This is a genomic window from Candidatus Villigracilis vicinus (genome assembly GCF_016702885.1).
Lineage (GTDB): Bacteria > Chloroflexota > Anaerolineae > Anaerolineales > Villigracilaceae > Villigracilis > Villigracilis vicinus.
In genome coordinates, this window is sequence record NZ_JADJDD010000025.1 from 303505 (window position 1) to 317845 (window position 14341).

The 14341-nt window shown below is 49.7% G+C and carries 18 protein-coding genes; 9 read left to right on the plus strand and 9 right to left on the minus strand.

Going from position 1 to position 14341, the window contains the following annotated elements; translation table 11 throughout:
- The first annotated feature begins 43 nt into the window (after nt 1-43).
- The 7 genes from IPG80_RS17375 to IPG80_RS17405 all read left to right on the plus strand — a co-directional run bounded on the left by IPG80_RS17375 (nt 44) and on the right by IPG80_RS17405 (nt 7140).
- Nucleotides 44-490, plus strand: coding sequence for a CBS domain-containing protein (locus IPG80_RS17375; RefSeq protein WP_345109489.1), 447 nt, complete (start codon nt 44-46; stop codon nt 488-490).
- A gap of 57 nt (nt 491-547) precedes the next feature.
- Nucleotides 548-1054 (plus strand): hydrogenase maturation protease, encoded by a 507-nt coding sequence (locus tag IPG80_RS17380; RefSeq protein WP_345109492.1) that lies wholly within the window; start codon nt 548-550, stop codon nt 1052-1054.
- A gap of 135 nt (nt 1055-1189) precedes the next feature.
- Complete coding sequence (locus IPG80_RS17385) at nt 1190-1636, plus strand: CBS domain-containing protein (RefSeq protein WP_345109494.1); 447 nt, start codon at nt 1190-1192, stop codon at nt 1634-1636.
- 200 nt (nt 1637-1836) lie between these two features.
- Nucleotides 1837-2307, plus strand: coding sequence for a GNAT family N-acetyltransferase (locus tag IPG80_RS17390; RefSeq protein ID WP_345109497.1), 471 nt, complete (start codon nt 1837-1839; stop codon nt 2305-2307).
- Between the two features lie 54 nt (nt 2308-2361).
- Complete coding sequence (locus tag IPG80_RS17395) at nt 2362-3984, plus strand: LysM peptidoglycan-binding domain-containing protein (protein WP_345109500.1); 1623 nt, start codon at nt 2362-2364, stop codon at nt 3982-3984.
- Nucleotides 3985-4025: 41 nt separating this feature from the next.
- Nucleotides 4026-5660, plus strand: a complete 1635-nt coding sequence (locus IPG80_RS17400) for a M23 family metallopeptidase (protein WP_345109503.1) — start codon at nt 4026-4028, stop codon at nt 5658-5660.
- Nucleotides 5644-7140 (plus strand): LysM peptidoglycan-binding domain-containing protein, encoded by a 1497-nt coding sequence (locus IPG80_RS17405; RefSeq protein WP_345109506.1) that lies wholly within the window; start codon nt 5644-5646, stop codon nt 7138-7140. The genes IPG80_RS17400 and IPG80_RS17405 overlap by 17 nt, the downstream gene beginning before the upstream one ends.
- 13 nt (nt 7141-7153) lie before the next feature.
- On the opposite strand, the gene IPG80_RS17410 is transcribed toward IPG80_RS17405, so the two are convergent.
- The 3 genes from IPG80_RS17410 to IPG80_RS17420 are packed head-to-tail and all read right to left on the minus strand — an operon-like array spanning nt 7154 to nt 8444.
- The gene (locus IPG80_RS17410) at nt 7154-7624 is read right to left on the minus strand and encodes an OsmC family protein (RefSeq protein ID WP_345109509.1); all 471 of its coding nucleotides are present in this window, start codon (nt 7622-7624) and stop codon (nt 7154-7156) included.
- 6 nt (nt 7625-7630) lie between these two features.
- Nucleotides 7631-8206 carry a TlpA disulfide reductase family protein gene (locus tag IPG80_RS17415; RefSeq protein ID WP_345109512.1) on the minus strand — a complete coding sequence of 192 codons (576 nt, stop codon included), beginning with the start codon at nt 8204-8206 and terminating at the stop codon, nt 7631-7633.
- Nucleotides 8207-8240: 34 nt separating this feature from the next.
- Nucleotides 8241-8444: a hypothetical protein gene (locus IPG80_RS17420; RefSeq protein WP_345109515.1), complete on the minus strand. Its 204-nt coding sequence runs from the start codon at nt 8442-8444 to the stop codon at nt 8241-8243.
- Nucleotides 8445-8596: 152 nt separating this feature from the next.
- On the opposite strand from IPG80_RS17420, the gene IPG80_RS17425 reads away from it, so the two are divergent.
- The gene (locus IPG80_RS17425) at nt 8597-9052 is read left to right on the plus strand and encodes a cyclic nucleotide-binding domain-containing protein (RefSeq protein ID WP_345109518.1); all 456 of its coding nucleotides are present in this window, start codon (nt 8597-8599) and stop codon (nt 9050-9052) included.
- A 5-nt stretch (nt 9053-9057) separates the two neighbouring features.
- Nucleotides 9058-9303, plus strand: coding sequence for a NifU family protein (locus IPG80_RS17430; RefSeq protein WP_345109521.1), 246 nt, complete (start codon nt 9058-9060; stop codon nt 9301-9303).
- A 51-nt stretch (nt 9304-9354) separates the two neighbouring features.
- Here IPG80_RS17430 and IPG80_RS17435 read toward each other — a convergent pair whose 3' ends face one another.
- The 6 genes from IPG80_RS17435 to IPG80_RS17460 form a co-directional block, all read right to left on the minus strand.
- Nucleotides 9355-10122 carry a hypothetical protein gene (locus IPG80_RS17435; protein WP_345109524.1) on the minus strand — a complete coding sequence of 256 codons (768 nt, stop codon included), beginning with the start codon at nt 10120-10122 and terminating at the stop codon, nt 9355-9357.
- Between the two features lie 10 nt (nt 10123-10132).
- A complete protein-coding gene (locus IPG80_RS17440; RefSeq protein WP_345109526.1) occupies nt 10133-10918 on the minus strand; it encodes a hypothetical protein in 786 nt (261 codons plus the stop codon).
- 4 nt (nt 10919-10922) lie between these two features.
- On the minus strand, nt 10923-11450 hold the full coding sequence (locus IPG80_RS17445; protein WP_345109529.1) for a hypothetical protein: 528 nt from the start codon (nt 11448-11450) through the stop codon (nt 10923-10925).
- Nucleotides 11451-11539: 89 nt separating this feature from the next.
- Nucleotides 11540-12424 (minus strand): class I SAM-dependent methyltransferase, encoded by an 885-nt coding sequence (locus IPG80_RS17450; RefSeq protein ID WP_345109532.1) that lies wholly within the window; start codon nt 12422-12424, stop codon nt 11540-11542.
- Nucleotides 12421-13188, minus strand: coding sequence for a nucleoside phosphorylase (locus tag IPG80_RS17455; protein ID WP_345109535.1), 768 nt, complete (start codon nt 13186-13188; stop codon nt 12421-12423). The genes IPG80_RS17450 and IPG80_RS17455 overlap by 4 nt, the downstream gene beginning before the upstream one ends.
- Complete coding sequence (locus tag IPG80_RS17460; protein WP_345109538.1) at nt 13166-14341, minus strand: oligosaccharide flippase family protein; 1176 nt, start codon at nt 14339-14341, stop codon at nt 13166-13168. The genes IPG80_RS17455 and IPG80_RS17460 overlap by 23 nt, the downstream gene beginning before the upstream one ends.

Sequence of the window (14341 nt, forward strand, 5' to 3'; positions counted from 1 at the left end):
TGTTGTCGTCCATCCTTGTTTGAAAACAAAAGGAGTTTGTGCTATGACGACCGTCCGAAAGATCATCGAAAGTAAAGCCCGCACAGAAGTTTTTACAGTGCCCATTACTGCCACTATCCTGGATGCCCTGAAAGTGATGGATGAAGGCAATGTAGGTGCAGTGCTGGTCACAGAAAACGATAAGATCGTTGGCATCTTCACCGAGCGGGATTATGCCCGGCGAGGTGAGCTCAAAGGCAAGCACGCCAATGAAACCCCCGTCCGGGAGTTGATGAGCTCAAATCTCGTCATGGTCAAGCCGGATACACTGCTTACCGAATGTGCAGACTTGATGTACCAGCACCATGTTCGACACCTGCCTATTATGGAAAAAGAAAAAGTTGTAGGGATCGTTTCCATTCGCAGGTTGGCAGAAGCTTTACTGGCTGAAGATAAAGGGACAATCAATAAACTTGAGCATTACATCCTTGGAACGGGGTATGGTGAATAATCCCAAACCTCCGAGGTCTTAAAGACCTCGGAGGTTTAGCAAGGTTTTAGAGGTTGAATGAAGAAAATTTTATTACTTGGATATGGAAATCCTGACCGGGAAGATGACGGTGTCGCCTGGCACATCCTGCGGGCGCTGGCACTCAAAATGGGACTGCCCGCACCCGATTCATATGAAGATGATTTCCCTGAAAATCCACAGGTAGATTTCGCTTTCCATCTACAATTGACTCCCGAGATGGCGGAAGACATCGCGCAGTATGAATATGTCTGCTTTGTGGATGCGCATACGGGCAACATCCCCGAAGAAGTGCGTATCATTGACGTGGAAAGCGATTTCCAGAAATCGCCGTTCACACATCACCTCACCGCCCAGTCGTTGATTTCGATTTGTGAGACGATCTATCACCGCAAACCGGATGCTGCTCTGCTCTCTGTGCGCGGATATCAATTTCTGTTTTCGCGGCTCCTTTCCGCGCCGACGGCTGCTCTTGTGTCTGACGCGGTGGATATCGCTTGGGCGTGGATGACTGCTCGAGAATCGCTGAATCCGTCAAAAAGTTGAGGAAGACCCGGAAGCAGGGTTTGCGAACGGAGAGAAAGAAAATCAGATGACAAACGTCACGCGAGAAGAGGAAGTTTTCCGTGTGACGTTTTGAAATGCCTATGATACAAACGATAGCATAAGGAGACGAAAATCATGACCACTGTCCGAAAACTTCTGGAAGTCAAGGAATTTGCGACGAACTATTCCGTCGATTCTTCTCAAACTGTATTGGATGCCCTCAAAGTGATGGCGGATGCTCATATTGGTGCGGTGTTGGTTACCGAAAAAGGGAAGATCGTCGGTATTTATACGGAGCGCGACTATTTATATAAGGGCGAGGTTTTAGGTCGGGTCGCCAAGGACACTAAGGTCAAGGATGTAATGACGCCAAAGATGATCAATGTGACCATGGATACGACCGTTGAACAGTGCATGGGTCTGATGAAACAGTATAAGATCCGTCACTTGCCAGTGGTCGAAGGCGATCAGTTCGTCGGGCTTGTATCCATGCGTGATGTAATGCTGGCAGCGATTGAGATCAAGGATAGTGAGATCCGCGGGCTGGAAAATTACATTTTAGGATCAGGCTTCCATTCTTAATCAATACAAGGTTGATTCCATAAGAGGCGCAGTGAACTGCGCCTCTTTTTATTGTTGATATCCCGAGTTTGGGGCTTGCCAAAAACTAAAAAAAAGAGAAAATTCATTTTGCAAACGAAAAATTTTCAAAGAAAAGGCATCCCACAATTCATGAATTCGTTGGTCTTAAACACTCAAAAACCATTAACAAGGAGTGGGGCATGATCGCAAAAGCATTAAAAGCAGATGGGGCTCAGGTACAGGAAATCACTGCAAAAGCGGGGGTGTTCAATCAGGAAGAAGTGGATTGTGTGCGTGAAATATGGGATGATTATGTAAATCTTGGCGCTGAGGAATGCGGATACAACTTCATTGTTGAACGCAATGGAGATCAGGTCCTCGGGTTTGCCTGTTATGGTCCGCGTGACCTGACTGATGGTGTCTTTGACCTGTATTGGATTGCCGTCCACCCGGATGCCCGCCGTGATGGTGTAGGTAAACGGTTATTGACCGCCAGCGAAGAAGCCGTTCGTGCCCTAGGTGGTCGTATGTTGATCGCAGAAACATCGGGGACACCGTTATATGAACCGACGCGTAAGTTCTACCTCGGAATGGGATATTCCGCCGAGGCGGTCATCAAGGATTTTTACTCAGATGGAGACGATCTGGCTATTTTTGTAAAGAAAGTTTAGTATCGTATTGGGGCTGTAATATATTCATCCCTTTCCTTTGGTAAAATCACCCCCATGTCATTTTCAAAGATCACCTCGGCATTCTTTCTTGCCGTCCTGCTTGTATCATGTGCTCCCGCCGCAGAACCTGCTGTTGTATTTCCCACCTACGATCCTTTCGTCTCAGCCAATGGGTTTACCGTCACGCCTCCGCCCACTGCGTTTCCCAGTGAAACGGCGGTTAGCGCACAAAATGGAGAGCAGCCGGTTGAGCCGATTAGCACGCGCCCACCTACTCCCACCCGTGTACCGTTAAACATTTCTCCTCTTATTGGCGCACAGAATCAGATCATATCCAGTTCACCTACGCCTGATCTGGCACGCATTCTGCCCACCCCAAGGCAGGCAACAGATGACTATACCGTCCAAACCGGCGACACGCTTGCCAGCATAGCGGAACGTTACAACATCAGCCTGCAAGCTCTAATGGATGCGAACAACATCACTGACCCCAATACCATTGTTGTGGAAATGGATTTGGTCATCCCTGCACCCGAGGTGGCTCAAGTCAGCAGTTCTACACTGAAGATCATCCCGAATTCAGAACTGGTCAATGGACCCGCAGCCATTCACTTCGATGTAAGAAAGTTCATAGCCAGCCAGCATGGCTACCTCGCCCACTACAACGAAGATGTTAAAGGGATCCTGCTCAATGGCTCAAGTATTATTGAAGGCGTTGCTACTAACTATTCAGTCAACCCCCGTCTGTTGCTTGCAGTACTTGAATATCAAAGTGGCTGGGTGACCAATCCCAACGCTGCATTTACAGATTACCCAATGGGGTATGTGGATGCAAACCGGGTTGGTCTTTACCGTCAGACCGTATGGGCGGCAAATATGCTCAACCGTGGATACTATCTCTGGAAAGCGAACGCCATTTCCACCCTTACACTGGCAGACGGACAGGTCATCCCCATTGACCCCACCATTAATGCCGGAACTGTTGCGATCCAATACCTATTTGCACAACTTTACGGCTACGACCAGTGGCTGTACGCAACCAGCCAAACCGGTGTCGTCGTCACTTATTTTGTTTTCTTTGGTAACCCATTTAGCTATGCAATCGAGCCACTCACCCCTGCCGGGCTCGCTCAACCTGCAATGTCACTTCCTTTCGCTGCGGGCGAACGCTGGTATTTTACAGGCGGACCCCACGGCGCCTGGGATTTCGGCTCTGCCTGGGGCGCACTCGATTTCGCTCCGCCAGATAATCCCGGCGGATGTGGTGCGAGCACTAAATGGGTTCTCGCCATGGCAGATGGGTTGATCACCCGCACCGGTACCGGCTCCGTCTTTCAAGACCTCGATAATGACGGATACGAACAAACTGGCTGGGTCGCTGTGTACATGCACGTTGCCGGTGCTGGGCGCATTGCAGCAGGAAATTACCTCTTCCGCAATGAACGCGTGGGACACCCTTCCTGCGAAGGTGGCTTCTCCAATGCAACCCATCTTCACGTAACCCGCAAATACAACGGTGAATGGATTCCTGCCGATGGACCCATCCCGTTCAACTTGGACGGCTGGATATCCAGCGGCGGTGGCAACGGAATTGAATACGACGGGTATCTCACGCGTGGTTCGACCACCATCGAAGCCATCAACGGCGCGCAAGATGCCAACCTGATTTCACGTTAACTCACTTCCCATTAACGTATCTGGTTATAATGAATTCCACCATGCAACGCACATTTGCCGTTCTCATTGCAGTAACGATGACCATTTCCGCCTGTGGGACTTCGCCTTCCATTTGGGGCGTAGCTTCCACCCCAACCGCATCCTCCGCCCAAGCAGCGCCTCAGAACGACCCTTTCACCTATCAAGACAACCCGATCATTTTCCCCACATCGACCACACCGCCATTCATCGAAACTGAGAACGCCGCCACGCCCGCTCCACAAGCCACCGAGGAAAGCGCACCTCAAACCAAACCTGCCACCCCTGCATCAACCCTTAATGATGCGGCACCATTTCTTTACTATGCCCAAAGCGGCGACATGCTATCCGCCGTTGCGGCACGCTTCAATGTCAGTGAATCAGAGATCATCTCCGATGCCGATCTCACTCGAACGACCCTGATCGACCCCGGCACCCTGTTAGTGATCCCCAATCGCATCAACGAAGCGACCACTCCCAATATTCAACTCCTGCCCGATGCCGAGTTCGTTTTTTCTTCCACTGGGTTGGATTTTGACACTGAAGCCTTTGTAAAAGAACAAGGTGGTTATCTCAGTTCATTTCGCGATTACCTCGGCTCTACCGGCTGGATCGAAGGCTACGACGCCATTGACCGCCTTGCCATCGAAAACTCGGTCAATCCGCGTCTGTTGCTCGCACTGCTTGAATATGAAGCCCGCTGGGTGCGCGGTCAACCCATCGACCTGTTGCACACTGACTTCCCGATGGGCTTCAATGACTATCACTACAAAGGCATGAGTGTACAAATGACCTGGGCGATTAACACCATGTCCATTGCTTATTACGGCTGGCGGGCGGGTACGCTCACGCACCTTGAATTTCCAGAAGGCACCAAGCTTCGGTTGGATCCGCGCCTGAATGCAGGCACGGTTGCCATTCAATATTTATTCTCAAAACTTCACAGCCAGTCTCAATGGTCGCAGATCATCAATCCAAGTTCCGGCTTCCCAGCCCTATACAATGAGATGTTCGGCGACCCGTGGGCAAGAGCAGACTTGGTTGGCAACATCTTTCCGCCCGGGCTGATCCAGCCTCCGCTGACCTTACCGTTTGAACCGGGTGTTAAGTGGAGTTTTACTGGCGGTCCTCATAACGGATGGGGACAGATCAACCCAAATATTTACGGCCAATCTCACAGCATTTTCTCCGCGATCGACTTTGCACCAGCTGCAGCCAAATCCGGGTGCGTTCCAACAGACACCTGGGTGGTTGCCGCCGCACCTGGGTTGGTCGTCCGTTCGGGTAACGGTGTGGTAATGGTTGACCTCGATGGCGACGGATACGAACAAACTGGCTGGAATGTTCTCTATCTACACCTTGCCACAAAGGACCGTGTACCCGCCGGAACCTACCTTGAAACAAATGACCGCATCGGACATGCCTCGTGTGAAGGCGGCGTATCCACCGGTACCCATCTGCATTTTGCGCGCAAATTCAACGGAGAATGGGTCACAGCAGACGGACCCATTCCCTTTGTAATGGATGGTTGGCGCGTAATAGCCGATGGCGAACCCTACAAAGGTAGACTGGTAAAAGAAGATCGGGTCATCACCGCCGACTTGCTCAGTCAGGCATGGTCAAATATCATTCGCGAAAAAGATGTCCAAGACAATTAGATCTACAAATCTGTTCACGACAGTCGTCCTCGTGACTACCCTGTTCGTTAGCTCCTGCTCCAGATTTTCAAACACCGCAACAGAAAATACTTCTGTCGATCCGTCATCTGTTAATGAGGCAGGCGAATCGATCTCTGCTTCCACGCCACTGCCGACACGCCCATCCTATGCACCAGGCGAACTGGTGGATTACACAGCACAGACCGGCGACACTCTGCCTGCACTGGCACTGCGTTTTAACACATCGGTCGATGAAATTCTCGCTGCGAATACCTTCATTCCCCGTGAAGCAACCACCATGCCTCCTGGCATGCCGATAAAAATACCGATCTACTATCGCGCATTATGGGGCAGTGCATTCCAGATCCTTCCTGATCACGCTTTCGTGAACAGCCCAACCGGCAGCGGATTTAATACAGCTGCCTTCGTAGCCACCCAGCCTGGTTGGCTGAAAAGTTATAGGGCATATGTCGGAGGCGAATGGAAATCCGGTGCTGAATTGGTGGATTATGCCGCGGTCAACTACAGTATCAATCCCCGTTTATTGCTTGCACTTCTGGAATATCAAGGCGGTGCATTAACGCAAGCTGAGCCAACAGCACAGAAAAATATCCTTGGGTTATATCGTCCATTTTGGGATTCGCATTACCTGCAGATCGTTCTTGCTGCTAATACTCTCAACAACGGCTACTATGCCTGGCGCGCCGGCACATTGACCGAATTCGAAGATGATGCAGACATCCTTATCCGCCCTGATCCCTGGCAAAACGCAGGGTCTGTAGCTTTACAATATTATTTCTCGCGAATGCTCACAGGTGAAAAATATCAACTTGCCATCAGCTCAGATGGGTTGTACAAGACTTACGAATCTTTATTTGGCAACCCATGGGAAGATGCTTTTGAATTGATCCCTGGCAGTTTGCAACAACCCGAAATGCTCCTGCCATTTCCAGCATACCAAACCTGGAACTTCACGGGCGGACCTCACACCGGCTGGGGAACCGGCGCTCCCTTCTCGGCATTAGACTTTGCGCCTCCCTCCGAACAATCCGGCTGCATCCCAGCCAAACCTGAGAACTTCGCCACCGCAGTTGCAGACGGGTTAGTTGTGCGGTCTGCATTAGATGGTGTTGCCCTTGACCTGGATAAGGATGGCGATGAACGCACAGGCTGGGTTGTATTCTACTTACACCTTGCCACCGATGAAAGAGTGCCGCTCGGCTCAAACCTGAAGGCAGGTGACAAGATCGGCTACCCCTCCTGTGAAGGCGGACGGTCAACAGGGACACATATTCACATTGCTAGAAAATATAACGGGGAATGGATCCTTGCAGATGGACCATTGCCATTTATCCTAAGCGGATGGATTCCTCACAGTGGAACAGATGCTTATCAAGGTACACTTACCAAAGGCGGACTCACTGTCATTGCCTGTGAATGTGGCGATGCCTACACTTCCATTAGTGGTTCGTATCCATAAAAAAGAGCGACCGCTAGGCGGTTGCTCTTTTTGGGGTGTATTCGCCTTCTTTCAAAAGCACATTTGAGGTCGTATCGAATATTTTATAAGTCAGGCGAATGGGAAACGCTTTTTCTAGCATCGCCTGCGCCGGGCAGTATTTCTCTGCTGAAAGTTCAATGGCACGCAAGACCGCCGCCTCGTCAATATCGGTACCATGAATCTGGTATTCGATGATCGAAGCAGTAAAAACCTTTGGGTGGTCTTGGGCACGGTCACCATGAAAATTCACTTTGAAATCAGTAATGGATTGTTTTTTCTTCGTCAGGATTGAGATCACATCCATTGCCGTGCAGCCTGCCAAGCCAATGGCGATCATTTCCATGGGACGCGCTCCGCTATTATCCCCGCCTGCAGAAGCATCTGAATCCAATCGCTGAGTAAAACCAGACGGACCGGTTCCTTCAAAGGTCATACGTTCTTTCCAATTCAAAGTTATATCCATCGTTGATTACTCCATAATTACTTCTGGGACGTATTTTTCAAGATTCTTTTTTGCGATGCCACCTATCCACATCAAGCGCACTTGACCTGTCCGATCAATTACATAAGAACTTGGCAGGTTCATGGTCTTAAAGACATATCCAGCCGTACTCGCTGGGTCCAGCCATACCGGAAATTCCAAACCGAATTCTTGTACGAACGGATTAACCAACTGGGATGTCTCCCCCTGGTCAATAGCGATCAAAACAAACCCTTCCGACTTGTAATCTTCGTAAAAGGCTTGCAAAGTAGGCATTTCTTCCCGGCAGGGCGGGCACCAGGTTGCCCACAGATTCACCAAAACCACACTGCCTAGATAATCCGAAAGTGAAACGGGCTCGCCTTCCAAAGTAGTAAGGCTCAATTCCGGCGCAGGGAAATCCACTTGAACGGGGACCGTTGAAAAGTCCTGAGCAGAGGCAGAGACGTCTTGTTCGTTCAAGAGCATGAATGCGATCCCCATTGCGAGAAATCCGCATCCGATCATTATCAAAGCAAGCACACGTCCAAGGGGAGTTTGTTGATGAGCGTCATTCGTATCCATTGTATTTAATCCACACGGGATTTAGCCTCTTTCATCAGGTACATCCCCCTGCCTCGCCGTTGACAAAACCACAGGCGGGACATTCAAGTTGAAGCATGCCGTTGTACAGCAATTTGCCTTGACCACACTGCGGGCATTTTGAATCTTGCCGAAGCGGTGTTTCCACTTTGGGAAGATCTGGCACTTCCAAGCCCAACAAGAGCTTTTCCAATGATGAGAGGTCGTTTTCCTTTTTCATGTATAACCTGAGTATACATGGCTAATAAAACATCCATGTACAGAAAGTATACACCACGACAAAACATCGACATGGAAAACAGGACGAATGTCATCCTGTTTGGGATGGATGATACTGGCGGGCTCTTTCCAGGCTGATTAATATATTTTGAAATGCTTGATACACTTCCCCTTATTCCTTTATTTCAAGACCTTAGCATCGAGCAAAACTCCATGCTCATGGCAGCTTTTGAGAAATATACCTGCTCACCCGGCACAGTGATCTTTGAGCAGGGCGACTCTGCCCAGCATCTTTACTTGATCCTAAAAGGCAAGGTCGTTTTGAGTTACAAACCTTATGACGGCCCCCGAATTGTGATCACACGCTTGAAAGACGGAGATGTATTTGGGTGGTCGGCTGTAGTCGGAAGCAACAAGTATTCTTCCAGTATCGTTAGCGAAACGGCACTGGAAGCCATTCGCCTGCGTCGTGAGAAATTATGGGAAATAAGCAATACCCAGCCAGAAACGGGAAAGATCATCATAGACCGGCTGGCTCTTAACGTTTCTCCTCGATGGACAAATGCCCACGAGCAGATAAAACCACTGATCCACAGCATGGAAAGGTAGGAAGAATGACCGCGCCGGATATCGTTTCACGCGAAAGTCAGGTCCGCCAGCTCCTAAACAACATCAGCGCCTACATTGAGCAATATCATGGCGGAACAGTTGAGTTCTTATCACTGGAAGGTGATCAATTGGTTGTGCGACTCGGAGGCGCCTGCCTGAACTGTCCCTTACTTCCGGCTACATTGCATGGCTGGGTGGAAGGCACGGTACATCAATTCTTCCCTGAGATCCATGTGATCGAAAGCAAATAATAAAAAAAAGTCCCGCAATGATTGCGGGACTTTTGATTTAAAGTGACCTAGTCATGAGCTGCGCGAGAAATAGCGGACAACCATGAAGCCGCCAATGGCAATGAGCGCGACCGCCCAAACATAATTTGCAAAGTTTAACAGGGAACCCAACCCAAGCAAACCCATGACACCGAGCGCCAAAGCAGGCCAATACGCCCAGCGCATGCGGGCAAGGACAGCAACCAGCAGAAAGGTCACCGCAAGCCCAAGGAAGAAAAAGCCTGCGGTCTGAAATTCACCGAAACGTTCTGCTGCGATGGTCATTCCTGCAAGTGTTGCCAGCACGCCGCCGGGAATCAGTGCCCACCAACGCTCTCCTGGATTCGTAAGATAGACAACAAAGAAGGTCAACCCGATACCGCCAAGAACGATCGCACCGGAAAACTCCTTGAACAAGGAAGAGGCAAGAATCAAGAGGGCAAGCGCAGTCAGCACCCCGCCAGGGATGATCGCCCACCAACGACTGACACGGTCAGTAAGAAAAACATACCAGAACGATAAAGCAATGCCGCCGAGAAATACAGCACCGCCCATCTCATCCAGGGAATCCGGCAAGAGTCTCGTTACACCCAGCGCAAATAAAATAAAACCAGGGAACGCCGCCCACCAATTCTCACCTTTCAACATGAACAAAAACGCCAAACCGCCAATCAGAAAAGCGCCACCCCAGAAATATTTTGTAGCATTTTCCAAATACCCCATAGACTGAACAAGCGCAAGTCCACCGCCAGTGATCAGCAATATTCCCAAAACAATTCTTGGATCAAATCGTTTCATCATATCGACTCCTTTACTTGATCCTGACGGATGCAGCTCCGCCTTTGACATAAATATCGATGGCATTTTGAGCAGTTGCAAAATCAGGTGATTCATTGTTCGGGAAGCGTGATTTATCCACGCTGAAATCACCGGCGCCAATGGAAGCACGCGCACGAATGGAAACGCCCTCAGGGACGATCAAGGTCAGGGCGGCAGCACCAACTTCACAGTCGACAGTGAGGCGCCCGTTGGCAGGCAGGGTGATGACCGTTTCGCTCGCGCCTGATTTCAACTTAATATCTGTAATACTCATATCCCGCAGATCGAGCACAGATTTATTCGCACCCATATTCATATCCAATGCCATAGGGACTGCGGCATTAAGCGAAACATCCCAGTCTAATTGTTCGCTGGAGCCAAATGGAGGCAGCATGATGAAATCGTGCGCAGGACGCAGTTTGACTTTGAGCTGATCGCCGTCCAATTCGGCTTTGTGATCCAACCCTCCAGCAAAGGCGCCATGAAGTAGATCATTTCCAGATGCCCCGCTGTGCAAACGAAATTCACCTGCACCATGCTTGATCTTCACACTGGCAGAACGCGCACCCTGTAAACCCACACTGGCGGATTCCATTTCGGTGTTACGCGGCAGGAAAACACTGACCAAAACCCAAATACCCACTCCTACCAGGAGAATGGGCCAGAAAAGACTCATCAATGAATTGCCATTCGGGAGCCGTCCCCCCATCTCGCCGCCAAGCATCAAACCACCGAGCAAAATCAGAACGCCGCCCCAAAATAATTGATTGCGTCTCATAAAATCATTCCCTTCTGCGATAGGCACGATATAAACCACTGCCCAACACCCATACCCCAAGCAAGATCAACAACACAGACGGGGCATAACTGCCAAGAATATTCCAACCACCTAGAAAAGCGGAAAAGAAGAGGAATGCCACGGCACTAATCACCATCAGGTTCAGTCCCCTTTTGAGATTAGCGCCGGTATTCTCGCCAAGCAACCCTTGCAGGATGGTGCCCACACCGATAAAGCCGGGAATCAACGTCCACATATAAGACCATGATTCGTAATCACCGGTGGTTTCCTGATAATAGAAAATTCCGCCAAGCCCAGCCACGATCGCAGCAGGAACAGCCAAACCGGGTGAACCGGTCGCCAGACCAACGATGAATATTGCCGCGCCGATCAATAGCATGTTCGAGGGCCATTCAATGTAGGGTTTAAAGAATGACTGGAACTCAGGCATGGTTTGGTTGAGCAAGAACCAGCCGCCGATCAGGATCAAAATGATGCCGAGGGCAAGTTGAGAACGACCAGATTTGTTCATAAAAGAATGCTCCTGTAGTTTTAGGTAGTGTATAACTTTTCAGTGGAAATTGAAAGCCACTTCTTATACGCAAAAAAAACGACTTGGTTTCAGCGCCTGCCCAGCCACAAGCCAAATTGCGCCGGTTCGCGCTTGCCGCGCAACCTAGCAAAAAAAGGTTTCAGTGCCCAATGTAAACCATAGAATGGAACTATATGCTGCCAGCGAACATCCAAGCTTTGCTCCAATGCCTGCATGTGCTTATAGGTCAGAAAGCCTTCGCTTTGAATGGTGTCTGAAGCAAAGCCGTATCGATCCAGGAACTGTTGTTTGCGTTCTGCCACCATCTTTTGCCCAGATTCAGCCTCTCGATACACAGGTGAATCCATGATGACTAGCATGCCATCTGAGCGAAGCACCCGCAACGCCCCGGCAAGAGTATATTCATAATTTTCAGCATAATGCAACGACGCATTGAAGATCACCGCATCTACGGATGAATCAGGAATTGGCAAAGCCACAAACTCTGCCTGAATAGGAGTGAAAGTTGATTCGAAATACTTCCATGCCCCCAAGCCATCTTCAGCATTGACAAGCAAGTCCACGGCGTAGACGGTATGCCCAGCCAACGTCAATTGATTAGAAAGCCAGCCATTACCTGCCCCCAAATCCAAGACGGTTGAGTTCGCTGGAAGCATTTTTGTTAATGCACGAAAACTTGCCGCACGAATTTTCCAATCTTTAGAAAATCTTCCACTTAAATCCTGAAACGGGAGTGCGCGATAGTAAGAAGCCTCAGCGGAGAAACGCCCCTCGAAATGCCGTACCCTTTCATAGTCTGTGATGAAGCGGGCATAATGTGACTCACGCTCAGGCAGCAGGAATCGCCAGACTCCATCTACTTGACGGAAGTCCAACGCATCTTTCTCACATCGAAGTTGGTCTGGCGCTTCGAGCATCAAGTCACCCTTGCAGCGCGGACAAATCAATTTCATGCGCCCTCGTTCAACGCTTGAATTGCAGCACGATACGCCATCTCAAATGAACTATTGATCCGTTTCATATCGCTAGGCATTTCCCATGTGAGATTCGCCAGTTTATCCGCCGCCACAACCACCGCCGATGCCTGCACGCCGCGCACCTTTGCAAGCGCAAACAATGCGGCGATCTCCATTTCGACAACCTGAATCCCTTCAGCTTGATATTGTATAACTTCATCGCGCGTCTCACGATAAGGGGCATCCGTTGTCCATGTGGAGCCAATTGTTGTCTGCGGAAGATTGTTTTTCAGCTTCACCGTAAGCGCTGCATCGGCATGAATAAATTTCTCTGCGGGCAGGTAATGATGCGACACACCTTCGTCACGGATGGCTCTTTCTGTGATGATGATATCACCTACATTCAATGACGTTTGCAACGCACCGCCCCACGAAAGGATAACGAAGCGCTTCACTCCCCATGCAATCATCTCTTCAGTAAGCGAAGCCACCACCGGCGCACCGATGCCAAAATTGGAAAGCACTCCTACTCGTCCGCGCGCAGAACGGACCAGATAAAAATCCCCCATAACCTTGCCTACTTTTTGAACCGGCACTTGCCAGCGTAATTGAGTCGGCAAGTCATTTTTGAGGCACAGAACCAAGCCTTCGGGCGCGTCCACCTTTGGGAACTTCCCAAAGCGTTTGCGCATGGCGATCGTATCTTCGGGGCGCATGACCGGTTCGCCTTGATATTTTTCAGGGAAGTTTGGAAAGGACATGCTTTCTCCATTGAAACCACAATAACGCGGCATGAATAAGTTCAGCAAATAAAACCGCCAAAGCAGAACCCATACTACCAAATTTAAAAGTGAAACCAATCATAGACAGAAGCAAAACCGTCAACGCGATCAAAAGAGAATGCAAGACCGGTTTCTCAAGCCCCAAAGCGACCAATCCCAGCGAAGTATACGTCACCAGCACATATGGCGGGATACACCACACCAATACACGCAACACAGGCACAGCGGGCAGAAACTCCGCGCCGAATAAAAATGGGACGATCAGTCCAGCAAAAAAATACAATATCGTGGAGATCATAAAGCCTACGCCCAAAAGCAGAGCCAAGCCTTTGTGTTGTTTTCCAAAATTCTCATCGCGAGTCATTTCCGGATACATAGCTGCGAAGGCAGACAAATGCCCCAACTTGCCTGCATCCGTCACACGTGCCGCCGCAGAGAATATTCCCACCCCGGCAAAGCCCGAAATGACCGGGAGCAATGTGAGGGGAATTTTTTCATACACCAAGCGCAATGTGCCGATCACTGCCATAGACATGCATTCTCTGAGCAAAGCAAAAGAACGAACCATGGAAAGAAATTCAAGCCGAAATGCAAACTGTCCGTTTGCCCAGATGGCGATCAGTACATGCGTCAACAATAAAGCGAGGATCAAAAAATCGAGATCGCCCTGAGCCGCCCACAACACCGTGACGGCAAAGAATTGCAAAACCGCCATCAAAAACTGTGCAATGGAATAGATTGCCATGTGTTGGCGAGCGCGCGTCCCAATGGTGAAGATCGAATAGAACGATAGCGGAAAAAGCGCCAGCGTATAAAATTTCACCGAGAAGGGTATCGCAAAAAATTGCCCCGCAAAAAACACCGCACCGCTATATACCAGCGATAAAAATAATTGCCCGCCCAAACCATCGGTCAATAACCACGGCACATCGGTGATGGATAACTTACGGATCAGGATCATGTCCATGCCAAAATTCGTAAAGGCATTCCCGATCATCAAAACAGCCGAGGCAAGTGCATACTCACCGAAACCTTCCACGCCCAAGTAACGGGCAAGCAGAATATTAGAAATAACCGCCAAGCCTTGCGCGCCATAGCGTGAGAGAACCGTCCATATAATATTTTTAAGCAT

Coding starts and splice junctions, on each gene's coding strand:
- IPG80_RS17375 (WP_345109489.1), top strand. CDS start 44: ATGACGACCGTCCGAAAGATCATCGAAAGTAAAGCCCGCACAGAAGTT.
- IPG80_RS17380 (WP_345109492.1), top strand. CDS start 548: ATGAAGAAAATTTTATTACTTGGATATGGAAATCCTGACCGGGAAGAT.
- IPG80_RS17385 (WP_345109494.1), top strand. CDS start 1,190: ATGACCACTGTCCGAAAACTTCTGGAAGTCAAGGAATTTGCGACGAAC.
- IPG80_RS17390 (WP_345109497.1), top strand. CDS start 1,837: ATGATCGCAAAAGCATTAAAAGCAGATGGGGCTCAGGTACAGGAAATC.
- IPG80_RS17395 (WP_345109500.1), top strand. CDS start 2,362: ATGTCATTTTCAAAGATCACCTCGGCATTCTTTCTTGCCGTCCTGCTT.
- IPG80_RS17400 (WP_345109503.1), top strand. CDS start 4,026: ATGCAACGCACATTTGCCGTTCTCATTGCAGTAACGATGACCATTTCC.
- IPG80_RS17405 (WP_345109506.1), top strand. CDS start 5,644: ATGTCCAAGACAATTAGATCTACAAATCTGTTCACGACAGTCGTCCTC.
- IPG80_RS17410 (WP_345109509.1), bottom strand. CDS start 7,624: ATGGATATAACTTTGAATTGGAAAGAACGTATGACCTTTGAAGGAACC.
- IPG80_RS17415 (WP_345109512.1), bottom strand. CDS start 8,206: ATGGATACGAATGACGCTCATCAACAAACTCCCCTTGGACGTGTGCTT.
- IPG80_RS17420 (WP_345109515.1), bottom strand. CDS start 8,444: ATGAAAAAGGAAAACGACCTCTCATCATTGGAAAAGCTCTTGTTGGGC.
- IPG80_RS17425 (WP_345109518.1), top strand. CDS start 8,597: ATGCTTGATACACTTCCCCTTATTCCTTTATTTCAAGACCTTAGCATC.
- IPG80_RS17430 (WP_345109521.1), top strand. CDS start 9,058: ATGACCGCGCCGGATATCGTTTCACGCGAAAGTCAGGTCCGCCAGCTC.
- IPG80_RS17435 (WP_345109524.1), bottom strand. CDS start 10,122: ATGATGAAACGATTTGATCCAAGAATTGTTTTGGGAATATTGCTGATC.
- IPG80_RS17440 (WP_345109526.1), bottom strand. CDS start 10,918: ATGAGACGCAATCAATTATTTTGGGGCGGCGTTCTGATTTTGCTCGGT.
- IPG80_RS17445 (WP_345109529.1), bottom strand. CDS start 11,450: ATGAACAAATCTGGTCGTTCTCAACTTGCCCTCGGCATCATTTTGATC.
- IPG80_RS17450 (WP_345109532.1), bottom strand. CDS start 12,424: ATGAAATTGATTTGTCCGCGCTGCAAGGGTGACTTGATGCTCGAAGCG.
- IPG80_RS17455 (WP_345109535.1), bottom strand. CDS start 13,188: ATGTCCTTTCCAAACTTCCCTGAAAAATATCAAGGCGAACCGGTCATG.
- IPG80_RS17460 (WP_345109538.1), bottom strand. CDS start 14,341: ATGCTTAAAAATATTATATGGACGGTTCTCTCACGCTATGGCGCGCAA.